This window comes from Bradyrhizobium sp. HKCCYLS1011 (genome assembly GCF_051167795.1).
Lineage (GTDB): Bacteria > Pseudomonadota > Alphaproteobacteria > Rhizobiales > Xanthobacteraceae > Bradyrhizobium.
Genome location: NZ_JBNPTT010000012.1, coordinates 270182 through 293503, shown reverse-complemented (window position 1 = coordinate 293503; position 23322 = coordinate 270182). Strand labels below are relative to the sequence as shown.

At 61.3% G+C, this 23322-nt stretch carries 25 protein-coding genes and 1 pseudogene; 8 read left to right on the top strand and 18 right to left on the bottom strand.

What is annotated here, in order from left to right; all coding sequences use genetic code 11:
* Window position 1: 1 nt before the first annotated feature.
* The 3 genes from ACQR1W_RS34005 (at window position 2) to ACQR1W_RS33995 (ending at window position 2000) form a co-directional block, all read left to right on the top strand.
* A complete protein-coding gene (locus ACQR1W_RS34005) occupies window positions 2–214 on the top strand; it encodes a DUF1289 domain-containing protein (protein WP_434854840.1) in 213 nt (70 codons plus the stop codon).
* A 28-nt stretch (window positions 215–242) separates the two neighbouring features.
* On the top strand, window positions 243–767 hold the full coding sequence (locus ACQR1W_RS34000; protein ID WP_008968382.1) for a TIGR02281 family clan AA aspartic protease: 525 nt from the start codon (window positions 243–245) through the stop codon (window positions 765–767).
* Between the two features lie 135 nt (window positions 768–902).
* Entirely contained in the window at window positions 903–2000 is a 1098-nt protein-coding gene (locus tag ACQR1W_RS33995; protein WP_434854839.1) for a pyridoxal phosphate-dependent aminotransferase, read from the top strand.
* A 24-nt stretch (window positions 2001–2024) separates the two neighbouring features.
* Here ACQR1W_RS33995 and ACQR1W_RS33990 read toward each other — a convergent pair whose 3' ends face one another.
* From ACQR1W_RS33990 to ACQR1W_RS33960, 7 genes are all read right to left on the bottom strand, one after another.
* Window positions 2025–2237: a hypothetical protein gene (locus ACQR1W_RS33990; RefSeq protein WP_434854838.1), complete on the bottom strand. Its 213-nt coding sequence runs from the start codon at window positions 2235–2237 to the stop codon at window positions 2025–2027.
* Between the two features lie 100 nt (window positions 2238–2337).
* A complete protein-coding gene (locus ACQR1W_RS33985; RefSeq protein WP_434854837.1) occupies window positions 2338–3279 on the bottom strand; it encodes an ABC transporter substrate-binding protein in 942 nt (313 codons plus the stop codon).
* Window positions 3276–4376 (bottom strand): LLM class flavin-dependent oxidoreductase, encoded by a 1101-nt coding sequence (locus ACQR1W_RS33980; protein WP_434854836.1) that lies wholly within the window; start codon window positions 4374–4376, stop codon window positions 3276–3278. The genes ACQR1W_RS33985 and ACQR1W_RS33980 overlap by 4 nt, the downstream gene beginning before the upstream one ends.
* Window positions 4377–4400: 24 nt before the next feature.
* Window positions 4401–5579: an acyl-CoA dehydrogenase family protein gene (locus ACQR1W_RS33975; protein WP_434854835.1), complete on the bottom strand. Its 1179-nt coding sequence runs from the start codon at window positions 5577–5579 to the stop codon at window positions 4401–4403.
* Complete coding sequence (locus ACQR1W_RS33970; protein WP_434854834.1) at window positions 5573–6370, bottom strand: ABC transporter ATP-binding protein; 798 nt, start codon at window positions 6368–6370, stop codon at window positions 5573–5575. Before ACQR1W_RS33970 ends, ACQR1W_RS33975 begins: the two co-directional genes overlap by 7 nt.
* Complete coding sequence (locus tag ACQR1W_RS33965; RefSeq protein ID WP_434854833.1) at window positions 6364–7380, bottom strand: ABC transporter permease; 1017 nt, start codon at window positions 7378–7380, stop codon at window positions 6364–6366. Before ACQR1W_RS33965 ends, ACQR1W_RS33970 begins: the two co-directional genes overlap by 7 nt.
* Window positions 7358–8449, bottom strand: a complete 1092-nt coding sequence (locus ACQR1W_RS33960) for an ABC transporter substrate-binding protein (RefSeq protein ID WP_434854832.1) — start codon at window positions 8447–8449, stop codon at window positions 7358–7360. Before ACQR1W_RS33960 ends, ACQR1W_RS33965 begins: the two co-directional genes overlap by 23 nt.
* A 293-nt stretch (window positions 8450–8742) precedes the next feature.
* Here ACQR1W_RS33960 and ACQR1W_RS33955 point away from each other — a divergent pair, with 293 nt between their 5' ends.
* Window positions 8743–8895, top strand: coding sequence for a hypothetical protein (locus tag ACQR1W_RS33955; RefSeq protein WP_434854831.1), 153 nt, complete (start codon window positions 8743–8745; stop codon window positions 8893–8895).
* A gap of 12 nt (window positions 8896–8907) precedes the next feature.
* A pseudogene (locus ACQR1W_RS33950) lies at window positions 8908–9081 on the top strand (aliphatic sulfonates ABC transporter substrate-binding protein); the annotation flags it as partial.
* On the opposite strand, the gene dusA reads toward ACQR1W_RS33950, so the two are convergent.
* The 7 genes from dusA to ACQR1W_RS33915 form a co-directional block, all read right to left on the bottom strand.
* Window positions 9078–10079 carry a tRNA dihydrouridine(20/20a) synthase DusA gene (gene dusA / locus ACQR1W_RS33945; RefSeq protein WP_434854830.1) on the bottom strand — a complete coding sequence of 334 codons (1002 nt, stop codon included), beginning with the start codon at window positions 10077–10079 and terminating at the stop codon, window positions 9078–9080. The pseudogene ACQR1W_RS33950 and the gene dusA sit on opposite strands and share 4 nt — an antisense overlap.
* 798 nt (window positions 10080–10877) lie before the next feature.
* On the bottom strand, window positions 10878–11567 hold the full coding sequence (locus ACQR1W_RS33940) for an ABC transporter ATP-binding protein (protein WP_434854829.1): 690 nt from the start codon (window positions 11565–11567) through the stop codon (window positions 10878–10880).
* Window positions 11568–11604: 37 nt separating this feature from the next.
* Window positions 11605–12345 carry an ABC transporter ATP-binding protein gene (locus tag ACQR1W_RS33935; protein ID WP_434854828.1) on the bottom strand — a complete coding sequence of 247 codons (741 nt, stop codon included), beginning with the start codon at window positions 12343–12345 and terminating at the stop codon, window positions 11605–11607.
* Window positions 12342–13301, bottom strand: coding sequence for a branched-chain amino acid ABC transporter permease (locus tag ACQR1W_RS33930; protein ID WP_434854827.1), 960 nt, complete (start codon window positions 13299–13301; stop codon window positions 12342–12344). Before ACQR1W_RS33930 ends, ACQR1W_RS33935 begins: the two co-directional genes overlap by 4 nt.
* Window positions 13298–14179 carry a branched-chain amino acid ABC transporter permease gene (locus ACQR1W_RS33925; protein ID WP_434854826.1) on the bottom strand — a complete coding sequence of 294 codons (882 nt, stop codon included), beginning with the start codon at window positions 14177–14179 and terminating at the stop codon, window positions 13298–13300. Before ACQR1W_RS33925 ends, ACQR1W_RS33930 begins: the two co-directional genes overlap by 4 nt.
* 111 nt (window positions 14180–14290) lie before the next feature.
* Window positions 14291–15574 (bottom strand): amino acid ABC transporter substrate-binding protein, encoded by a 1284-nt coding sequence (locus ACQR1W_RS33920; RefSeq protein WP_434854825.1) that lies wholly within the window; start codon window positions 15572–15574, stop codon window positions 14291–14293.
* Window positions 15556–15687, bottom strand: coding sequence for a hypothetical protein (locus ACQR1W_RS33915; protein WP_434854860.1), 132 nt, complete (start codon window positions 15685–15687; stop codon window positions 15556–15558). Before ACQR1W_RS33915 ends, ACQR1W_RS33920 begins: the two co-directional genes overlap by 19 nt.
* A gap of 397 nt (window positions 15688–16084) precedes the next feature.
* Between ACQR1W_RS33915 and ACQR1W_RS33910 the strand changes: the two genes are divergently transcribed.
* The 3 genes from ACQR1W_RS33910 to ACQR1W_RS33900 all read left to right on the top strand — a co-directional run bounded on the left by ACQR1W_RS33910 (window position 16085) and on the right by ACQR1W_RS33900 (window position 19237).
* Window positions 16085–17200, top strand: coding sequence for an LLM class flavin-dependent oxidoreductase (locus ACQR1W_RS33910; protein ID WP_434854824.1), 1116 nt, complete (start codon window positions 16085–16087; stop codon window positions 17198–17200).
* Window positions 17201–17689: 489 nt separating this feature from the next.
* On the top strand, window positions 17690–17908 hold the full coding sequence (locus tag ACQR1W_RS33905) for a hypothetical protein (RefSeq protein WP_434854823.1): 219 nt from the start codon (window positions 17690–17692) through the stop codon (window positions 17906–17908).
* A 402-nt stretch (window positions 17909–18310) separates the two neighbouring features.
* Window positions 18311–19237 carry a hypothetical protein gene (locus ACQR1W_RS33900; protein ID WP_434854822.1) on the top strand — a complete coding sequence of 309 codons (927 nt, stop codon included), beginning with the start codon at window positions 18311–18313 and terminating at the stop codon, window positions 19235–19237.
* Window positions 19238–19535: 298 nt separating this feature from the next.
* On the opposite strand, the gene ACQR1W_RS33895 is transcribed toward ACQR1W_RS33900, so the two are convergent.
* From ACQR1W_RS33895 to ACQR1W_RS33880, 4 genes are all read right to left on the bottom strand, one after another.
* Window positions 19536–20735 (bottom strand): glycosyl hydrolase family 28-related protein, encoded by a 1200-nt coding sequence (locus ACQR1W_RS33895; protein ID WP_434854821.1) that lies wholly within the window; start codon window positions 20733–20735, stop codon window positions 19536–19538.
* A gap of 363 nt (window positions 20736–21098) precedes the next feature.
* On the bottom strand, window positions 21099–21599 hold the full coding sequence (locus ACQR1W_RS33890; RefSeq protein WP_434854820.1) for a hypothetical protein: 501 nt from the start codon (window positions 21597–21599) through the stop codon (window positions 21099–21101).
* The gene (gspM, locus tag ACQR1W_RS33885; protein ID WP_434854819.1) at window positions 21596–22180 is read right to left on the bottom strand and encodes a type II secretion system protein GspM; all 585 of its coding nucleotides are present in this window, start codon (window positions 22178–22180) and stop codon (window positions 21596–21598) included. The genes ACQR1W_RS33890 and gspM overlap by 4 nt, the downstream gene beginning before the upstream one ends.
* Window positions 22177–23304: a PilN domain-containing protein gene (locus ACQR1W_RS33880; protein ID WP_434854818.1), complete on the bottom strand. Its 1128-nt coding sequence runs from the start codon at window positions 23302–23304 to the stop codon at window positions 22177–22179. Before ACQR1W_RS33880 ends, gspM begins: the two co-directional genes overlap by 4 nt.
* Window positions 23305–23322: the final 18 nt, after the last annotated feature.

Sequence of the window (23322 nt, the reverse complement as noted above, 5' to 3'; positions counted from 1 at the left end):
CATGAGCCAGGATACGAACCGAGCGACGCCGTGCATCAACGTCTGCATGATCGATCCCCGAACCAATCTCTGCTTTGGCTGCGGCCGCACGCTGTCGGAGATTGCACGCTGGGGCACGATGGCGGCCGACGAGCGGAACGCGCTGATGGCCGAACTGCCGGTGCGCATGCGCGAGGCCGGATTGCCGTCGATGCGCCCGCACAGCCTCAGTTGAAAAACCCGGCCGGAATCGGAGTTGCCGCATGAGCCGTCTTCTGCTCGTTCTGGTGACCATGCTGGTCACGGCCGGCGCCGTGATTGCCTACAAGGATCCCGAACAGGCCGCGCTCGCCAGCGACACCGTCTCGGAGTTGTTGCGCAAGAGTGCCAGCAAGATGAAGGCGAGCGCAGTCGAAATCCAGCGCGGCCAAGGCGGCGAATTCACGCTGCGCGCCAAGATCAACGGCGTGACCGCGCCGATGGTGGTCGACACCGGGGCCACCTCGGTCGTGCTGACCTATGAGACGGCCAAGGCTTTGGGCCTGCCGCTCGAACTGCTCGACTACGACGTCGACGTCGAGACCGCCGGTGGTCATACCAAGGCGGCGCGGCTGACGCTCGACCGGCTGGCGATCGGCAGGCTAGTCGAACGCTCGGTGCCGGCCCTGGTGGTGCCGCACGGCCAGATGAAGACCAACCTGCTCGGCATGAGCTTCCTCGACCGGCTTGAACGCTGGGAGGTGCGTTCCGATCGCCTGATGCTGCACGGCTATCCCGAACGCGGCTGACGCCTGGCGGCTGCTACCGTTGTAACCACAATCATCGCGGTCCTCGCATCGAGTTGAGTGCCATCTGCTTGCGACTTGCTTCCGATGAAAGCACAGTTCGGCCTCAGCTCCGCTGATCCGGCAAGGGACAAGAACGTGGCTCATCTCGATCGACGCGAATGGCTGCTGCTCTCGACGGCGGCGGCCCTCAATTTGGTACATCCGGTCATGGCCAGCACAGCAACAAACAATACGATCCGACTTGCCCTCAATGAGAATCCGTTCGGGCCATCACCTCAAGCCGTGCAGGCGATCACTGCGCACCTTGCCAATCTCAGCCGCTACACCGGCGACGAGCTCGCTACGCTCACGAACGCGATCGCCGCGCGCGAACAAATGCCGCCGGAGCAAATCATGCTCGGCGAGAACCTCGACGTGCTCGGGCTCTTTCTGTCCGCCCACGGCGGCGCAGGCGGGGAGTTCGTCTATTCCGAGCCGGGCTATACCGCACTCGTGGATGCCGTCGCGCCGGCCGGTGGCGTGGTGGTCGGCGTACCCCTGAACGACCGGTTGGAGAACGATCTCGCGGCCCTTGCGGCTAAGATCAATTCACAGACGCGGGCGGTCTATCTGGTGAACCCGCACAATCCGTCGGGCACGGTCAGCGACACCAAGGAGTTCATCGACGCCGTGCGCGACATGGCCAAACGCACCCTCGTGATCGTCGACGAAGCCTATCTCGAATTCACCCCGGATTTCGAGCAGCGGACCGTGGCCGGCCTCATTCGGGAGGGCGCCGACGTCGCGGTGTTCAGAACCTTCTCGAAGATCTATGGGCTCGCCAGCCTTTCGATCGGCTATACGCTCGCGCCGAAGGCACTGGTCGCCTCGATGAAGCAGATGGGCATCGGCGCGTTCTTCGGGCTCAACCGGTTGAGCCTCGTCGCGGCAACGGCGAGCCTCAACGACACGGGCTATGTCGCCGCGATGCGCGACAAGGTCGCGGCGGAACGCGAGTCGTGGCATCAGCTTTTCCGCAAGCGGAAGGTTCGCTTCACGAATTCGCAGGGCAATTTCGTATTCTTCGATGCCGCCCAGCCGCATGCGAAAGTGGCAGCTGCTCTCGCAGCCCAGGGCATTCTCATCGGCCGGGCCCAGCCACCGCTCGACACTTGGGTGCGCATCTCGATCGGCCTGCCGGAGGAGAATGCGGTTGTGCGGAAGGCGGTGGCTGACCTGCTCGCGCCAGTATGATCGGGTCTGACCGGTACGTGCCGGTCAGGCGATCCTCTTAGTCCCGCCCGTGTGGCCGATCTTCGTCGCCACCAGATAAGACAGCGGCATGGCAACGATAAAACCCGCCAGCGCGGCCAGGGGAATTACCTTCATCGGGCTGGCTGCGAGGTCCTGCATGGTGAGCACCGCGATGACGGCGCTGCCCGCCAATACCGTCCCTAACATCACCCAAATCAGAATTGCGACTTTCAGCATGGGTTGATCTCCGACGTTGTCGCATCGATTGATCGCTGCGAACGTCATCAACACTCTGCCTCGCGGTTCCGCTTGGCTTTGATCTGGAACAATTCGGCTCCTACAAACCCGCACCCCTGGCTATCGCGTCGGCAAAGGAGCAATCGAGAACGTCGGAGGCTGACAGCCGTTGTTTGATCAAGCCGCCGCGGAGATAGAGGTCGATCGTCTTCTGCTCATCCGCGATCACGGAATCGTCGATCGGCGCGATCCTGATCTTGGCGCGCGTCAGCCAGTTCAAGGGTACCGCGGGCGGGATGTTCATTAGCTTTCCCAACGTCTCGGCATAGGCATCGACATGATCCTGCGACCAGGCGCGCGCCGCGGTCAGCCGGCGCACGAAATCCGCAAGTGCGTCGCGTTTCTCCTTGATCGCAGCCGGCGTTGCGACCTGAAAGCTCAAGCCTGGCGTCAGGCCTTCGCCGGTCAAGATGCGGCGCGCCTTGAACAGCACCTCCTCCTGGCTCACATAAGGCTCCCAGGTCGACCAGGCATCGACCGAGCCTTGCGTGTAGGCGACCTTCGCATCCGATGGCGCGAGGAACACGAGCTTCACGTTATCAGCGGTCCAGCCGCGCCGATCCATTGCCGCGAGCACGAGCTGATGGCCGATCGAGCCGCGGCCCGTTGCAATCGTCTTGCCTTTCAGCTGGTCGAAGCTGGTGATGCTCGAGCTCTCGGGCACCAGGATCGCAAGTCCCTCCTGGGTCTGCCGGATCGCCGCGATCGCCTTGACCGGCACGTTGGATGCCGCGGCAAAGGTGAACGGCGCGTCGCCGACGATGCCGCTGTCGATCGCGCCGGCACCGAGCGCCTCGAGCAACGGCGCCGCCGCCGCGAACTCCTTCCATTCGATCTTGTACGGCACGTCCTTGAGGACGCCGGCCGCCTCCATCACGGCCTGCGAATTTCCCTTCTGATCACCGACGCGCAGGGTGACCTGTGCGCCGGCTGAGGTAATGAGCCCAAGCAGAACCCCGGCAATGACAAGCAGACGCATCATTCCGCCGCCACTCCCTGAGTACGCTGGCGCTCGCCGATCAGCTTGCGCGTCAGCGGGATCAGTTCGCGGCCATATTCGATCGCATCGATCAGAGGGTCGAAGCCGCGGATCAGGAAATGGCTGATGCCAAGGTCGTAATAATCGCCGAACACCTCAGCCACCTGCTCCGGCGTGCCGACCAGAGCGGTGGTGTTGCTGTTGGCGCCAGTGAGCTGAGCGATCTCCGTCCACAAGCGCTTGTCGACACGCTTGCCCTGCTCCGCGATCGCGAGCAGCCGCTTGGCCCCGGCGGTGGCATGACCGTCCGCCGGTTTGCGATAACCGGTCTGGTCCTGCAGCGCGGTGGCGCGCTCCAGGATCTCCTGCGCCTTGGCCCAGGCCTTCTCCTCAGTGTCGGCGAGAATCGGGCGGACGGATAGTGAGAAGCGCGGCGCGGGACGGCCGTGCTTTGCGGCGGCCGCGCGCACCCGCGCGGTCTGTTCGCGCACCTGCGCATAGGATTCGCCCCAGAGCGCGAAAGTATCGGCGTGCTTGCCGGCAACCTCGATCGCCGCTTCGGACGCGCCGCCGAAATAGATGCGAATGCCCTCCGGGCGATAGGACTTCACCTGCGAGAAGCCGTTCTCGACCTGATAATAGTTGCCGGCATAGGAGAACGGCTTGTCGCTGCTCCACTCGGCGCGCACGATGTCGAGGAATTCGCTGGTGCGGGCGTAGCGCTCGTCCTTGTCATCGAGCGTGTTGCCGTCCTGGCGCAGTTCCTTCGCGTTGCCGCCGGTGATGACATGCAGCGCCACGCGCCCCCTGGAGAACTGGTCGAGCACGGCGAACTGCCGCGCCAGCAACGTGGGCGCGGTGAAGCCCGGCCGCTGCGCGATCAGGACATTCAGCTTCTCGGTCACGCCGAGCACGTGCTGGGCGACCTGCAGGCTGTCCGGCGTGGTGGAATGGAAAGCCAGCAGCGCGCGGTCGAACCCGGCGTTCTCATGCGCCTTCGCCACGGTCTCGATATGAACGGGATCGAGCACCGGTCCGTTGCGGACGATGGTCTCGGAGGAGTTGTTGCTGGAGATGAAGCCGATGAATTCGATGGACATTGGGTCGTTCTTCCTTTCCTGAAACTAGAGCCCGAGCGCCAGCCGACCAGCGGCTATCCGGGTCGCGTCGTCCTGCGGCGTGTGCACCCGACCGCACAGCACGTCACGATAGTGCCGCTCCAGCGGATTGCTGCGGCTCAGCCCATGGTTGCTCGACAACGACAGCGCGTCTTCCACCGCGGCCACCGCGTTATTGGTGACGGTCAGCTTGATGATGTTGGATTCCGCGGAGGTCGGAACGATGCCCTCATCAAAATCGCGCGCCGCGCTGTCGATCAGCCGCGCATTGATCTGAAGCTTCGCCTCGATGCCGCCGAGGATCTCCTGAGCGCGCGGCAAGGTCGATAGCGGCGCGCCGAGGCTCGACGGCGTGCGTGTCTTCAGGAAATCGACGATCCAGTCCCGTGCGGCCTGCGCAATGCCGTCATAGATCGCGCCGACGAAGACGCCGTGCACCAGCGCCTGAGTCGGATCCTGCACACGCCACGCTGCCGGCTGGCGCAACACGATCTCGTAGTCGAGCGGGATCACGACGTCCTCGAAGATCACGTCATGGCTGCCGCTCGCCCGCAGGCCGAGGTGATCCCACGTTTCCAGGATGCGCGTGCCCGGCAGCCCAGCGGGCACCAGGAACATCCCAACACGCGACTCGTCCTCGTCCGTGCGGGCCCAGACCGAATACCATTTCAGGATCGGTGCGCCGGTCGAATAGATCTTGTGGCCGGTCAGCCGCCAGCCGGTCTCGGTTCGCCGCGCGACCGTCTCGGGAAGACCGCCACGCGACGGCGAGCCGAGCGCCGGCTCGACCCGCAGTGTATTGATCAGCGCCCCCGCCTCTACCGAGTCGCGTGCAAGCTTGCGCGCAAGCCGTGGCGGGTATTCGCTGCTCCGGGCCATGACGAAATGCTGGATGTAATGCATGATCAGGATCAGCGCCGTCGACGGATCAGCCTGCGCGACGGCACCGAGAACGCGCGAGGTCATGCGCGCCCCCGCCCCGTGGCCACCCAGCGTCACCGGGACGGTCAGCGACAAGAGGCCGGCGTCGAACAGGTCCTGAAAATTCTCAAAGGCAACCGTGCCGTCGCGGTCGTGCACGACGGCGCGTTCGGCAAACAGCGGTGTGAGCTTCTGCGCTCGCGCTAGCAGCTCACCCTCGCCCACTCCCGGCTGCGGTGCAGTTCGTTCGATCGCGGCTACCATGTCGCCTCCAATCCGAGCAGGCCGAGACTCTGCCGGCGCAGGTCGGCCAGATACGGATCGCCGCGATGCCGCGGATAGGGCCGCTGTACCGCGATGTCGGCCTTGATGCGCGCCGGGCGATCACTGAGCACGACGACACGATTGGCGAGCACCAGCGCCTCCTCGACATCGTGGGTGACAAGGAGCGTTGTGAATCCCTTGCGCTGCCACAGCGACACCAGCTCCGCCTGCATCGCGATCCGCGTCAGCGAATCGAGCTTGCCGAGCGGCTCGTCCAGCACCAGCACCTTGGGATCGTTGACCAGCGCACGGGCCAGCGCGACGCGCTGCGCCATGCCGCCGGAGAGCTGATGCGGATAGGCATAGCGGAACGCGGAGAGCCCGACGAGCTCCAACGCAGCGTCTACGCGCGGCCGCTGCGCCTTCAGGATGCCTTGCGCCTCCAGGCCCAGCGCGACATTGTCCCAGACCGAGCGCCAGGGAAATAGCGTGGGATCCTGAAACACGACGACCCGCGACGGATGCGGTCCCTTGATGCGGACATCGTCCTCGCGCAAGACGCCGCTGCGTGGCGCCTCGAGGCCCGCGACCAGACGCAACAAAGTCGACTTGCCGCAGCCGGATGGACCGAGCAGCGCGACGAATTCGCCGGGCTGGACGATCAGGCTGACATCATCGAGCACCTCGAGCTTGGCGCCGTCGATGTCGAAGGCGTGGCTGACACGCTCGATGTCGATCGCGGCGCCAGCTGCAGGATAGACGATGGGTTCGACGGCGGCCTGCGTTACCATTTGACGACACCTTTCTGCCAGACGAGAACCCGGTCGCGCACTTTGAACAACAGCGTGATCGCACCGGAGCAGAGCAGCGACATCACCAAGAGCGCGGCATACATGTTGGCATAGGCCGCCCAGCCCTGCGCCCATTGCAGATACCAACCGAGACCCGCCTTCACTCCGATCATCTCGGCGACCACGAGCACCGCAAATGACGCGCCCAGGCCCATGAACAAGCCGACGAACACATGCGGCAAGGCGGCTGGGATCGCAACCTTCAGCACCAGGCAGGAGGGTCTTGCGCCGAGCGTCCGCGCCACGTCGTAATAGGACGAGCTGACGCTCGCGACGCCTGACCAGGTCAAGACCGTCACCGGGAAACCGGTCGCCAGCGCGATCAGGAAGGTCGAGGCGCTCCAGCTCGACGGAAACATGAAGAACGCGATCGGCAGCCAAGCGGTCGCCGGCAACGGACCGATGAAGCGCAGCAGCGGATGAACCCAATAACCGATGTTGGTTGACCACCCGATCGCCACGCCCGTCATGAAGCCGAGCGTGGCGCCGATGATGTAGCCGCCAATCTGCAGCTTGATCGAGGCGAACACGCTATCAGCAAGCTTGGGCAGATCGTCCGTATAGACCTCGACGATCGCCTGTGGCGGCGGGAAGAACGGCAGCGGCAGCAGCGCGAATTTGGCGGTCGCGAGTTCCCATACGGCGAGGAACAGGCCGAGCACGACGAGCCATGGCGCGCGCTGGCGCAGCCATGCACCCGCCTGGCCCAGACGATCGGCGGCCAGCGTACCCGGCAGGATCAGCACGGAAATGACAAAGGCCGCGATCGCGACATCCTGCGTCCGCGACCAGTCGCCGACATCGTCCCGGACCAGGCAGGAGACGCCGAACGTAGCCCAGGCAAGCGCTGCGCCAAGCCCGGGCAGCGCGCCCCGAAGCCGTTCGACCCGCGCGCCGCCTCGCGACGGCTCGTCGGTCGCCGCGACGTCAGACAGAGAAAATGTCGACATAGATGCGCTCCGCGAACTTGTTGGTATCGGTGCTCGGCTTGAACACCGACACCACCTTCAGATCGTCGGCATAGGCCTTGAGCTCCTGCTTCAACGCCGCACCCGTCGGATGATGATGGTGGGTGTGATAGCGGACCATGCCCTCGATATCCTCGAGGCTGGCGTTCTTCGGTGCATAGGGCTGGAACGACTTCGCTGCGACGGCCGGATTCTGCGCCGTGAACATCGCGGCGTCGAGCAGCGCCTGCGTCAGCGCCCGTCCGACCTGCGGCTCCTCGCGCACCAGGCTGCCGCGCAGGCCCACGATGCAGCAGACACGATCGCGATATTCACCATCGAGATTGGAGCCGACCTCCTTGTAGGCAGGATCTTTCAGCCAGAGATAGGCGAGCGGATCGGAGGCGAGGAAGGCCTGCGCCTCCCCCTTATCGGCCGCGACATTGACGACGGCGCCGGGATAGACTCGCCAGTCGACGTCCTTCACCGGATCGACGCCGAGTCGCGAGAGCTGGATCGAGAAGAAGTTCTTGTCGGGACCGGCGAGATCGCCGACCGCAACGACCTTGCCCTTCAGGTCGGCAAGCTTGGTGATGCCGGAATCGGCGCGTGCCAGCACGCGCATGCAGCCGCCGTGCGTGCCGGCGGAAATTTTGACATCGAACCCCTGCTCCAGCGGCTTCAGCCAGCGCAACGCCATGCCGAGACCGGCGTCGCTCTTGCCGGTCGCGATCGCCTCGAGCAGCTGATCCGTCGAGCCGCTGTAATTGACGAGCTCGACGTCGAGATTTTGCTTACGGAAGAAACCTTGGTCGATCGCGACCGGCAGCGGCGTCAGGCAGACCGCGCCCGCGTTCCAGGACAGCCGGAGCTTGCGCGGCGCGCCGGTGAGCGGCGGCGCATCAGAAGAAGCCTTGCAGATCGGGAACGGCGCGAAATCGATCTGCGGTGCCGCTGGAAGCGAGAGCGCCTGCGCGCTAAGGCCGCCGAGAGGCGCCGCCAGAGCGGCAGCGCCGCCTGCCTGGAGCAGCCGCCGTCGATCCCATCTCGTACGTTTCGCATCGTCGCTCATCCCTTACCCCTGCTTTGCAAAGCTCCGCCGCCTGCGCAAACGCATCGCGTCTGCGCACTCAGCCGCCAATGGAGCGCGTCAAATGGTTCGTTAATTAGATGCGGTTTGCACCGCGAAGATGGAGCGATGATGCGGAGATGATCGGCAATCGTCAATGAAATGGATTTTCGAATGTCGTGCGCACGCGAACGAATATCTCCACACGTGCCAATGTCCGCAGTGAAAGGTTTTTGCCGAAATCAGTAGTGACGAGAGGCGCCAGCCGCGGCGGCTCGCTCATCTTTGACGCGCGAATGAGCAAGGAGATCATGGTGTTTCACGCGCGTCACGCTCGACGACATGAACGTTCACAAGCCGCAGCGCTGATGCAGCGATCTTCCGAGGACGATAATGACGAAACCGATGAATTCGACGCCGCCCAACACATTGCGCAGACGTCGCTTTGATCGGCGCGCTGGCTGCTGTTGGCCTACCAGGCCCAGCGCACGTCACCGATTGCCATCGACGATGACGTGGTGAAGGAGGTGCAGGCGGCCTCGGATCGCGCCACCCGCTACGGCATCTTTGCAAAGTCGCTCGATGTCAGTAACGCGACCGACCGCAGCTTCACCGGCGCGATCGGATCGAATTAGGCATACGTCACGACCGCCGCTGCCGCGCGCTCCTCGACCATCGCCACGGCCTCGCGCAACACCTCGATGCCGGCCTCCGGCTTCACGCCCCGCTCGGCGAGATGGCGTCGAAACGCACGCGCGCCGGGGACTGCGTGATAGGCCCCAACCAGATGGCGCGTGATGGCATGCAGCCTGACGCCGCGCGCGAGCTCGCGGGCGATATAGGGCTCCAGCGCGGCCAAGGCCTCCCTCATCGTCGCATGCTGTGGCGCCTCGCCGAACAGTTCGGGATCGACAGCGAGGAGCCGCCACGGGTCCTGATAGGCGGCGCGCCCGAGCATGACCCCGTCGACGTGAGCAAGATGCTGCTTCGCAGCCTCGATGCTCGGAATACCGCCATTGATGATGATCGGCACATGCGGCAGCGCCGCCTTGAGCCGATACACGCGGTCATAGTCGAGCGGCGGGATGTCGCGGTTCTCCTTCGGGGACAGTCCGTCGAGCCAGGCCTTGCGCGCATGCACGATCAGTGCGTCGGTTCCGGCGTCGACCACAGCCCGCGCGAGCCGATCCAGCGCAACCTCCGGGTCCTGGTCGTCGATACCGATCCGGCACTTCACCGTCACCGGAATCTGCACCGCCCGCTTCATGGCCGCGACACAGTCACCGACCAGGTCAGGCTCCGCCATCAGGCAGGCGCCGAACCGACCATCCTTCACGCGATCCGACGGACAGCCGACATTGAGGTTGATTTCGTCATAGCCGAACTCCTCCCCGATCTTTGCCGAGGTCGCGAGATCAGCTGGCTCCGAGCCGCCGAGCTGCAGCGCCACGGGATGTTCGCTCGCGTCGAAACCGAGCAGCCGCTTGCGGTCGCCATGAATGACCGCGCCGGTCGTGACCATCTCGGTATAGAGCAGCGCCCGACGCGACAACAACCGATGGAACACGCGGCAATGCCGGTCGGTCCAATCCATCATCGGCGCGGTGGCAAATTTCCAGAGCGAGCTATTCATACCGTTGATCTATTTTTCTCCAATCAGCTCTCCTAAATGACTGGACTGACTGGGAAAATCAAGTGCGCGGGAGTTTGATAATTTTCCTCTTCTCTGATGCCGTACTTGATGTCTCGGTGCACACATATCGCATACGAAATCCGGAGTGCACACGCGCCGCAACCCATGCTCAGCTTCTCTGACAATCGGCCCGCTGATGCCAGCCCTGTTCGTAGCGCGAGCGATATCAAGAAACGCCACGAATCTTTTACAGAATCAACCAAAACGAGAAATTTCAAATTGGCAATCCAGTCAAGATTGATCCAGCCCATTGAGGGTCAAGCCCCACACACTACGACGAGAGCGCAGTTGAAGAAGCGCTTCAATACAGCATGAGGAGCATGATGAATTTGGATCACATAAGAGACCAGTACGGAGCCATCAGACAAACGCGCCGTAGCAGTCGAGGACTCCCGATCAATTTCGGATCGGTGGCTCTGCGATTATACTTGTCCGGTTGAATGTGTAGCTTTCGGCCATATCCCGATCTGATCTGTCGAGTGCAACAGCCATCGTCCAAGCTCGCGCGTCAACTTCCGGTCTACCAAATGCTCCGCGACGCCACTGGCCCAGAGTGATGCCGACCAACGTGGAAACATGTGCGTGAAGTGGCCTGATTAGTAAATCCAGTCGATTGCACAATCATGCCCCTCGGCCTCCAAGGCCCCTCTCAATGGAACAATTCGTCGTTAATAGTTCGTGGTGACGACGTAGTCCGACAGGCGGATCGCTCCGCACATTCTGTGATTCAGGACGCAATCACGCGGCGCCGCTAAGATAGAGCCGCTTGACGATATCGTTGCCCCGCAATTCGTCGACCGAAGCGGCCGATACGACGATTTCACCATGGACAATGATATAGCCGCGGCTGGCGATCCGGATCGCCTGATTGAAGTTCTGCTCCGCCATCAGCACCGTCAGACCGAGATGCCGATTGAGCTCGCCTATCTTGGCGATCGTTTGCGAGACCAGGAGCGGTGAGAGACCCACCGAAGGTTCGTCGACCAATAACAGGCGTGGTGACGACATCAGAGCGCGCGCAATCGCCAGCATCTGCTGTTGCCCGCCCGACATGGTGCCCGCTAGTTGCCCCTGCCGATCCTTGAGGACGGGAAACGTTTCGAAAGCGACCGCCAGATTGCGGTCGATACTGCGCCGGGCAGCCTTGCGGAACGCGCCGAGCATCAGGTTCTCCAGCACGGTTAACCGGGGGAACAACCGCCGGCCTTCTGGAACCATCGCTACGCCGAGGTCGACGATGTCTTCGGTCGACAGACGGGATAGATCGTGTGTCGCTCCATCAATCGTCAATGAGATGACGCCACGCTGCGGCCGCACCAGGCCCGCGATGCACTTCATCAGCGTGCTCTTGCCGTTGCCGTTCGTGCCGAGCAAGGCAACGGCTTCGCCGGTCTCGACATGGAGCGAAACGGCGCGCAGCGCCTTCACAGCGCCGTAACCCGCATCGAGGTCATTGATGGCCAGGCTAAGTGCCAAGGTAGGCCTCCTGCACCCGTTTGTCGGCCATGACTTCGGACGGTGTTCCGATTGCGATGATCCGGCCGGCATCGAGGCACATGACGCGTTCGGAGAAGCGCATCACTGCCTGCATAATATGCTCGATCATGATGATGGTGATATCCCGGCTTGCAAGGCTCAACAAAAGATCCAGCACCTCGTCGACTTCCGAGCCGGAAAGACCTGCCATGGCCTCGTCCGAAATCAGCAGCTTCGGGTGCGTCGCCATCGCACGCGCAAGCTCCATCTTGCGCAATTCCACCTGACTGAGCTGTGTGGCGGAGGCATTGACCTTCGAGCCAAGCCCCATTTGATCCAGGATCGACATCATGGAATCTCGGCGCTGCGTCACAGACACGTGCTCGCCCGCGGCGAAGTCAAGTGCGACCATGAGATTTTCGGCAACCGTCATGCTCCGGAACGGCCGCGGAATCTGGAAGCTGCGGGCAATGCCGCGGCGCGTACGCAGGTGCGGCTGGAGCCGCGTAATGTCCTCATCGCAAAACAGGATGGTGCCGGGTTCGGTGCGAAACGCGCCGGAAATGCAGTTGATCAGTGTAGTCTTGCCCGAGCCGTTGGGACCGATCAGGCCGAACCGCTCGCCGGGCCGAATATCGACGCTGACACTGTGGAGCGCTGTGAACCCGCCAAAGCGCTTCGTGAGCGCACAAATCCGCAACAGCGGCGACCGGCTCTCGGAGAGGGTCATTTCTCACCCTCCTTTCGGTTGCCGCGTAGCTTGTAGATCAGGCCGACGATGCCCTCCGGGGCGCCCACGACGAACAGTACCAGCATCAAGCCGAGCACTAACAAATTAACTTCCGACGAGATCGTGACCGTCAGAACCTGCTGCGTCGTACCGAGCAGGATCGCACCGATGATGGGCCCTGCCCAATGCGCGGTTCCACCGATCAGCGACATGGCCAGCGTCGTGACGGAGTAGTTGAGATTGAACGCCGACCCAGGGTCCGCATATTGCAGGTACATCGCAGCGGGGGCACCGACGGCGCACATCAGCGCCCCTGAGATCACGCAGGCGAGCAGCTTCAACCGCAAGGTCGGCACGCCCGTGCATTCGGCCGCAAGTTCGTCGTCCCTGAGCGCTTGCAAGCCGCGGCCGATCCACGAGTTGTGGATGTAGCGCGAGATCGCAACCGCGAGGACCACGAGGACAGCCTGGACGAAGAATAGCATCTGCACATAGCTGTCGAACGGTGGAGTCACCGCCGGCCGCTGGATCTGAATGCCCGCCGCTCCACCGACGTATCGCCAGTTCGTGACGGTCGTCTCGATTACGATCGTCAGCGCAATCGTCGCGATCGAGAAGAAGATTCCTTGCATGCGAAGCGTCAGAAGACCGAGCGCAAGCCCCATGACCGCGCCGATCGCGGCGCCGGTCAGGATCTGCACGGGAAGCGGCGCGCCAAAGGCACTCACCAGGAAGACCGAGGCATAGACACCAACGCCGTAAAACGCACTGGTGCCGAAATTCACATAGCCCGCATAACCGCCAAGGATACTCCATGCGACGGCGAGCGCGATGGATTGCAGGATGACGTAGCCGGCGAAGAACGGATATTGGTTACCGACGACTTGGGTCATCACAAGGACGGCAGCGAGAAAGACGACCGCTCCGGTCCAGAAGGCAATGCCGTCGCGTTTCATGATCGCCTGCCAAACAGGCCCTGTGGCCGTACGGCCAGAATGCCGAGCAACATCGCAAAGGAAATCGCTGGAGCCCAGGAGGCGCCAAACAGGGTGAGGACAATCGACTCGGCAACGCCCAGAATGATGGCCGCGACGAGTGTGCCTCCGAGGCTGCCGAGCCCCGCCATCACCACGATGCAGAATGTGCGTCCGATATAGGCGCGGTCGAGCGTCGGATCGACAGGAGCGACGATGATGAGCAGCGCACCAGCGATCCCGAGCACGGCCGTGGCGATGCCAAAGGCCCACTGCTTGACCTTGATCGGGTTGGCGCCCATCAACCGCAGAGCCTCCTGATCCTGTGCCACCGCGCGGATGGCGCGGCCCATGAACGTCCGCGATAGATACAACGTGAGCAACATGGTCAGTGCAGTGGCGACAGCGAAGGCAACGAGAAGCCGGTACGGAATGCGGATATCACCGAGTCGCCATGCCTTGCCGATATAGGTTGCGGTGACGGAGCGTTGATCGACGCCGAATTCCAGAATGGTCAGCACCTCGATGATGAAGGCGATGCCGAAGAAGAAGGCAATGCCGCGCACGCTGGCGTCGCTGCCTCGCTTCTCGAACGTCTCATAGTACAGGCGATAGGCCGCAAGCCCTAGCAGGAAGAATATCGGCGTGATCAGCAGCCCGGCGACTAGTGGGTCGACCGCATAGTTCTCGTTGAGAAAATACACCGCGTAGGACGCCAGCACCAGAAACGCCGGATGCGCTACATGGGGAACATCGAGCAATCCGAACGATACGGACAGCCCGAGGCTGACCGCGCCGTAAAAGCAGCCGAGCAGCACCCCGATCACCACCGCATCGAGCAGCAGATCCAGTGAAAACAATTGAGGTCCCCCTTGGCCCGGCTCGAGATGCGTCCCCGAGTGGCCCGCGCTGGAGTATTCCAACTTACAGCCCGGGACGCCTTTTTCCTGAGCCGTCTCGAGATACGTGGCTCATGTTCGCGCAGCCTCGAACGGAGCCACCAGCTCGCCCGACTTCAGGTTGTCAGGGAACAGGATCACCTGTTTGCCCGCGCTGCGAAACTGTTCGATGTTCTTGTCCACGACGCCCCGGAACTGGGCCTGCAACACCGCCGTTTCCTTACGCTCGCCGTCGGCCGAAAATGCGATCGGGCCGACGATGGTCTTGTGCGTGTTTTCGCGCAGATATTTTGCGAGTGCCTTTTGGTCCAGCGACCCTACGGCACTGATGGCCCGCTCGGTGAGCTGGCCGCTGGCATAGCCGAACGGCGCCAGATAGTAGCCGAGCGGATCGACTTTCGCTTCCACAGCCCGCTTGGTGTACTTGTCGAAGAACTCCTTGGTTCCCTCAAAGTACATGCTCTTCTCAGGAAGCCAGGTGTTGAAGTTGACAACGCCGTTGAGCAGCGAGCCCATATTCTCCATCACGGCGCCGAACTGAAGGCCAACCATGCCGCCGCCGAACACCTTGACGCTGTCGCCAATGCCGATCTCGTTGACGGCGCGCAGAATGCCGGTCGAGTCCGGCGGATAGGACGCGACGTAAACGATGTCGGGCTTGGTCGCCTTGAGCGCGCGGATGATGCTGGAAAACTCTACCGTGTTAGGCGGATAGGCCTGGTCGAACACGATCGGCAGGTTGCGCTTGGTCGCGACCTCGCGCGCGGTCTTCGCCAGATTCTGCGCGAATTCCTGATCGGCCGAAAGCAGCGCCATGGATTTTCCGCCGGCCTTCTGGCCGATATCGAGATACGAGGTCGCCCAGCTGTCAGCTGGTCCCCACGGCGCATTGTTGAACCACATATCGTGTCCGACCTTGCTGTTGACCTGGAAAGAGAAGTTGCCGATCAGCAGAAGCCCACGCTGTTTGACCATCGGCATGATCGGCGCTGTCGGTACCGTCGCATAGGGCGCGAACAAGAGGTCGACCTTGTCGATATCGATCAGCTTCGAATAGATCGCTGGCGTCTCCGAGGCGCTCGACTTGTCGTCATAGACCACGAGTTCGACCTTGCGGCCGCCAAGTAGCCCACCTTTGGCGTTGACGTCGTCACGCCAGATCTCGATGCCGAGCAGCGACGCCTTGCCGCCGCCAGCAAGACCGCCGGTTTGCGGCATGCTCATGCCTATCTTGATGGGCGCCTGCTGCGCGTGCAGCAGATTGGCGCCGAGCGGCGAAGCGGCAAGCGCCGCGCCAACGGTCGCCAGCAGACGACGGCGAGAAATCGATCTCGGCTTTATACTCTTGTTCGACATTGGAAGTCCTCTCCCTTAGCTGATTGTTGTTCGCGTGATCGCCTGTCACCCAGCGCCAGCACACAAGCGGGCAGTTCGGATGCCGGATCGGCCTGTGCAAGGCTGCCGCCAATGGCCCCCCGGTTGCGAATTGCGGGGGTCCGCGATGTGCGCCACCGCGGCGGCGAGAAGCGGCACGCATTTCACAATGTCGGATGATTTCAGGAGGTCGGCATGGCGGGTCAGCGCCCCGATGACGAGCGTTTCGCCCTCGACGGCGCTCACCGTAGACGGCCAGCAGCTCCAGCGCATTGGCAACGCTGGTCGCGCGCGCGTATGCGAAAGCCGAGGCTTTCATTCGGGCAAGTCCCTCCCCGGCCCTGCTCTTCTGCTTTTCTCGAATTAGAGGGTCGGACTTTTCAAAGGTCAAGCTACTTGATTTTGCAGTCCTATCGACTTTCGGACTTGCCCTATTCGAGCTGCCGACGCACGCTCGCGCCAAACAAGAATGGTTCGGGGAGACTCAGAAATATGAAACTCGGGTTTTTCACGATGCCGATCCATCCCTTGGACAAGGATTGGCGGCAATCCTTGCAGGAGGACCGGGAAGCCTTTCTGCTGGCGGATGAGCTCGGATTTTCGGAAGCCTATGTCGGCGAGCATGTCACCGATCGCGCCGAAAACATTACGTCCTGCATCGCTTTCGTCGCCTGGCTTGCCGCCGCCACCAAGCAGATCAAGCTCGGCACCGGCACGGTCAACATGCCGAACAGCCATCCGGCTACAATTGCCGCCTCCATCGCAATGCTCGACCACATGCTCGATGGCCGGCTGATCTTCGGCATCAGCCCGGGGGGCCTGTTGTCGGACGCGGAGCTGTTCGGCAATCTCGACGCCGATCGCAATGCGATGTTTTTGGAGGCGATCAACCAGGTGCTAGCGATCTGGGGCAGCAAGCCACCCTATAATCTCCTGGGGGAATACTGGAACATCTCGATCGAAAAAACCCTGATCGAGGACATCGGCCAGGGCTTTATCGCAAAGCCGCTGCAGCGTCCGCATCCGCCGATCGTGGTCACTGCCGTCGCCCCCTTCTCCAAGGGCGTCACCGAGGCGGCCGCACGCGGCTGGGAACCGATTTCCGCCAACTTCCTGATGCCGGCCTGGGTGAAGAGCCACTGGCCGAAATATATCGAGGGCTGCGAGCGCGTCGGCCGTCCGGCCGACCCGGCCAACTGGCGCGTGGCCAAAAGCGTCTTCGTCGCCGAGGACATCGCGACCGCCAAGGCGTATGCCACCGATCCGAACGGACCTTACGTCTATTACTATCGCTCGCTCTTCACCAAGCTGAAGCGAAATGGGCGCATCGAGCTATTCAAGACCCGGCGCGACCAGCCCGACGATGAGGTGACGCTGGAGAGCATCTGCGAAAAACTCATCATCTACGGCACACCGGAGAGCGTCGCTGATCGATTGCTGGCTTTCCAGGAAGAAGTCGGCAGCTTCGGCACGCTCCTTTACGCCGGCAAGGACTGGCGCGACCGCGAGCTCGGCCGCCGCTCCATGATCCTGATGGCAGAGCAAGTTATGCCGCGCGTCAACGCCGCCTGTGCCCGAAGTCGCGACACCGCAGGTTGGCCGCAATGACTCTCACCGAATCGCATCGCCTATCTGGCGCAGGCCGATCGCCCGAAACTCAGGTTGCCCGGCGGCAAGCGGCTCGCCGTCTGGGTCATCCTCAATGTCGAGGAATGGCGGATCGAAACCCCATACCTCGTACTGTACTGTCACCACCGCCGCCGCGCTGGAAGCGGGCTTCGAGTTTATGGGCCATGGCTTCCTGCAGGAGGCCGAAGCACAAGCTCGACGATCAGGCCGACGCGATCAAGCGTGCAGTCGACATCATCAAGTTCGCCGGCAAGCCGCCGCGCTCATGGGAGAGCCCGGGCCCCATTGAAACCGAGGCAACGCTCGACCTGCTCCGCCTTAACGGCATCGAATATGTCGCGGACTGCGTGATCGACGATCTGCCGCAGGATATCACCACCCCACGGCACCATAACCACCATCCCCTCTTCGGTGGAGACCAACGACATTGTCATCCATGCCCTACAGCATTTGCCGTCCGAGCAGTTTTTGAAGCGCTGCACCGACCATTTCGACCGCCTTTATCTCGGAGGCGCCGACAATGCACGGGTGATGGCGATCTCGATCCATCCTTACATCACCGGCGTCCCACATCGGATCAATTATCTGGAGGCGCTGCTCGACCATGTCATCTGCCATGACGGCGTAGCCCTGATGACCGCAAGTGAAAATGGCGACTGCTACCGCGCCGAGATGGCGAGGAAATAACGCTAGTTGAATTGGACCGGCTCAGATCCGAGATAGGCATGCGCAACGAACTCTGCGAGCTCATCTTCAAACTGGCTGCACCGAGATCTTTTTTGATCTCTCAGTGCACACATCGTGCACACGCTGGCTTCTAACCAGGTGAAACACAGAACTCGGCGAGGCGTTTTTGGCACAGTAGCAAGACGTGATGGGACCCTATGCAGCGGCTGCGCTGCCAAAAATCATGCCGGTAGTCGTGGAAACGGAAGTCCTTCACGCCTTGGCACGCATCCGCTGCCAAACCGGCTTCGCTCCATTAGGTGTGACAACATCTCACAACGTTAGAACCTCGACCGCGGTTGGTGAGACACACTGTGGAGGCACAAGTGCATTCGCATTCCTATTGTTTCCGCAGTTCTTTTGATGTCAGCCAAGGAGAAGGCCGTGGCGCAATTGGTACATATGGTGTGGAAGGGAGTCTCGGAGGATTCAGGCATTTACCACGCGACCTTCTTTTTCGACAGCCAGGGACGGCCGGCCTGGGGTCCTCAAAACAAGATCAATGGGGTTGGCACGAGCGCAAGTCCGGCCATTACATCCTTTTCCGGCGATGTGGTGCCGATCCCACGAACGGAACTGTTCATGGCTTGGAAAGGCATCCCTCACGATCAGGGGATTTATTGGTCACGGGACCTCGGAAGCCAAGCCAACGTACCTCACATCGGGACCAGTCATGGCCTGGCTCTCGCCCCGCAGCCCAATCAATATATTTACATGGCCTGGAAAGGCATCGAAGGCGACTCCGGCATCTATTGGTCGTTCAACAATCTTCTTCACGGTCTGGAGGGCTGGGCTCCGCAACAGAACGTGCGCGGTGTTGGCACGAGTGACAAGCCTGCCCTCGCCTATCGCTTCCCAAAACTCTACATGGCCTGGAAGGGAATTAGGGGTGATTCAGGGATCTACTGTTCGATCAATCAGGGCGACTCCAGCTGGCGGCCGCAGCATCGGGTGCCGAACGTCGGAACGAGCACTGGACCTGCCCTCGCTTTCTTCAAGGGCGCATTGCATATGGTTTGGAAAGGTATCGAAGGAGATTCAGGGCTCTATCATGCCTCGTCGACGGACGACGGACTGAACTGGACGCCACAGCAGCGCATCTCCGGCGTGGGCACAAGTCATAGCCCGGCTCTTACCGTCTTCAATGACCGGCTCATTATGGCGTGGAAAGGCATACCGGGTGACTCCGGACTCTATTTCTCCTCAAGCCTCGATGGCCTCCATTGGGACCCACAAGGCAAGGTACCCGATGTCGGCTCAAGCGACGGACCTTCTCTAGCCGTGTCGTAAGCCTTGGCGCACCCATTTGTGCTCCAGGTCATGTGGCTTACGACGAACTGGTTCAGAAGATTGGTGCCGGAGAAATATCGGTTCCGCTGGTGCGGTTGGAAGCCAGCCAGAAGTGTAAAGTAAATTCCTTGCGCGCAAGCCTCAACCCGGGCGCAATCGTCTCAACACGACGTCTGCGCCCAACAAGCTGTCCAACCGCTCCGACTGTCTTAAGACGGAACGGTCGATTGCATACCTATTTTATCGACGCCGAGGAGCGATCGCGAAGGTTGCGGGGAGCCGATGGCGGGCAGACGATCTACTGCGTATTTCCAGATTTCAAGTTGCCGCTGTTGCCGATATTCGACGTGCCGGCGCCAAGCACGATGGCCGTGGATCCCTGGCCCGTCGTATTGCCGAAGAGATTGCCCACGATGTTGACGTTTGACGCAGAACTGATGTTGATATTCGACGCGCCGCTTCCGCCATTCACGTTCATCAGATTGCCACTGATAACCAGTCCCGACACCCAGGCGCCAGCGCCATTCGAGTCAACGACGACATCAAAGTTGTCCCACATTTGATTGCCGGTGATGACGCCTTGGGTTGCGGTACAAGACGAAGGCGTCGGACACGAATTCGTATATCTGATGCAGGCGTTCAACCCCTCACAGCTATTCCCAACAATGGTGAGCGGCTCGACCGACGTATTGTTCAGTTGCGGGTTGATGGAAATGCCCGTGGTCTGGCTCGAGTTGGCACTTCCAGCCGTGTTGAATTTATTGCCGACGATCCGGCCTCCGCCTCCAGAAGAGATCAACAGATGCGAAAATGGACTCGTCGAGCCTGAAATAAACGTATTGTCGTTGATTTCCCAATCGCCGTATTGAACGCCTGCGGAATTGCCGAAAACGATCGAATACGTCAGCAGGTCATAAAACTTGCTCGAGGAGACCCACCATTCGACGCAACTTCCTATGCTGATCCCACGATCGCTTCCCGAGATCAGAACGTTCGAGATGCGCGAGTTGGAACAAAGTCCATTATTTCCCCCCGTCCCGGTAAACGCTATACCGGAGATGCCCGTGTAGGGAGCGGGATGGTTCAGATACACGATCTGCAAATCCCGAACTTGAATGGCATCATTCGTTGTCGCATATATGCCGTGGATTCCAGCCGACGGAAGAATGGTGGTCGCCCTGCTCGTCGTTCCCGCATCCAAATAGAGACAGCCTTGATCGAAATAACAGTAATTTTGCGTTCCCTGAATTCCGTCTCCATAAATAGCCACTCTGGACGAGATGGATAAGGTGCTCGAAATCACATATTGACCGCCAGGAATGTAGCAGGACGTCCTGAGCGTCTGTGCCTGATTAATGCAATTCTGCAGCGCCTGGGTATCGTCCGCTGAACCATTTCCCAATGCACCCAGATCGCGCGCATTGACATATGCTGATGCAGGATCAGTCATGCCAATTGCCATAGCCAACAACACGGCGACTCCTAACAGCTTGCCCATTGTCCCCTCGCTTTGAAATTTACGGCTACGTTTCCGACTGCACTCAACGACCGGCTGCTAACAGGTCCGCTATGTGATGAACCAAGCGGCCGGGCTGCCCACTTGCTGCTTCGGTGCGACGGCGATGGCGCGAGAATTTCCGGTCCCAAGTTTCTTGGCACATCCCCTCGTCCCAAGCTCGACGTTGGTGGTCGCAAACTGAGCTGCACGGCGTCTTCTCTTCCCGGTGTCCGCGGACACTATCGAGCAGCAATATGACACCTTCAATAGACGAAGAACTTGTCAACAATTTAAAATTGACTCGCATTTGCGCAGTCCGAGCGTCCTGCGTAACTAGCCACCACATCAGACGGAGATCAGGCGTTACTTAGGATAGAGCTGCAATTCGAGCGGCCGTCCGCTCTGCTCCAATTTCACACCGGTCCTATCAATCGATTTGACTTGCCAGCCCTGGAAAGCCTCTCCTTCACTCACCCAGGCTCCATTCGCCCCGCCCCTGCTCAACAGGAAGGCCCTGCTCAGGCCGGCTTTGATCATCACACCTTCAACAATCAAACCGGGATCGCTCGCCGCAACCAATGATTGTGTCTGGGGTGGAGGTTGAGGTGGCGTCGGCGGAGGGGCAACGAACGGGTCACGCGACTTGAAGAAGACCGGATGGACCAGAATCTGCGCGTAGGCCTCCAGTGGCTTACGGCCGGTCGCATCGGCGATCGACGATAGTCTGGCATCCCAGGTGGAACGACCGCTGATCGTCACGTCATTGGACAGAACGAACCTTGCGATCTCCAAGACCAAAAGCAGGTTGAGACAGCCGGTCGCAACTAGGGCGATTGCGGTGATCGGAGCAATACGCCTCCTCATGGTTGGCCACCGACCAGCGTCGCGCCGTAAACATCCAGCTGCGCCTGGAGCACCGGCTCCTCGACCTTGCTTGGCAGACCGAGCGGCGAGCTCTTCAAGCTCGCAGCCACGATAAAGAGATATGGTTTTGAACTTTCAATCGCATGGACCGTGCGCATCAAGCCTGGCAAAGGCGCGGTCAGATCGATCCGTACGCCGCTGAATTTGATCTGATCGATCGTCCGCGCCGGCAACGTCTGAACAGACCGGGATCGTGCACCGGTCGCTTCGATCATCGCTTTGAGCCTGGTCTGCAGGTCGGCTCCAATGACATTCTCGTTGGCGCCGGCGAGGAACTCGCCGCTTCGCAATTGAGCGTTGGTGTCGGACACGAAGGATTCGATGCGCGATGCCTGGGCGACGATGGCCTGGAGATGCGCAAGGACCCGCGCTTGATCCGCGATCTGCGCGTCACGATCGACGAACAGGGCCCGAATGGGCATCACGATGCCGCCAATGATCCCGATTAGAATTGCCAGATTACCGAGAATGAACAGCATCCGGCGTCGCAGCCGTGTATCAATCTGCGGTAACGGCTTCATCGCGCCACCTCCTTGATATCGGCAGGAGATCGCACCTTTGCCTGCAACGCGAAGCGCTCGCGACCCTCGTTCGCATCGAAAGCTACTGCCGACGTCAGCGCCGCATCAAAAAACAACCGAGACCCGTCAATGATGCCGACAAGGCTCGGCGCAGCGCCAGAGAAGCCGCTCATCATCACCTGCGCCTCCCGCCCGCCGGAGCCTTCGACGAGGCGGAGTTCGGTCAGCCAGGAATGCTGCGGCAAGATCCGCGTTGTCTCTTCCCATAAGTCGATCAATCCGGGCGCTTCGCTACGCTGAAGACGCAGCCGAACCAGCGCCTCTCTGCGCGCGCGCAGCTGATCGATCGTCTGACGCACCTGCTGCGCCTTATGGCCCGCCGAGGCAATCTCCACCGCCAAGCGATCGAGAGTCGTCTGCTGGTTGGAATATTCCAGATAGCCCAACAGCACCGCGAGAACGACGGCGCTACCGCAAAGCGCCGGGAGAACGGCTTGCCAAACGTTGCGCTTGCTAGCCTCGCGCGACAGTCGGATCGATGGAGCAGCCTGCTGCTCGCCAAAAGTGACAAAGCTCAGCTCAGCCAATGGCAGGCCAAGCTCATGAGCCGCACGCTCAACGGATTGCCGCCGCGTGACCCACTGCCGAACGAGGAGACGGCCTCCGTCGATTCCGCGGTCGATCTCGTGATCAGAATGGATGTCGGCGGCTTTGAACGGCGTCTTGCGTGCCAGGTCCTGGGCTGCGATCGCGTCGATGGACGCCCTCGCCTCGACCGGCAAGGCCAGCTCGCGGCTGAACACGAGCTCTTCCGGCAACCGCAAACCGATCTCGATGTCGCGCCGGTCGAGATCGCGCTGCGACAGGAAGGCGTCGATCGCTGCCACAACGTCTTCAGTGACGACGCGCTCGGCTTCGTCGACATCCGCCCCGGCGCTTCGCAGCCGCAATTCGAGCTGCCCATCTGTATGGCCCACGATAAGTGTCGGCCGGGCCTTTCCTCTCAGAGACGCGGCATAACGTGCGGGCAGCAAACTGAAGAATTCCTCCAGCCACCACGCCCCGGCCCGACCGGTCAGGTCCAGCAACCGAGCCAGACCATGTTGGCCCAACGTCAGCCACATGGAAACACTCTCAATTTG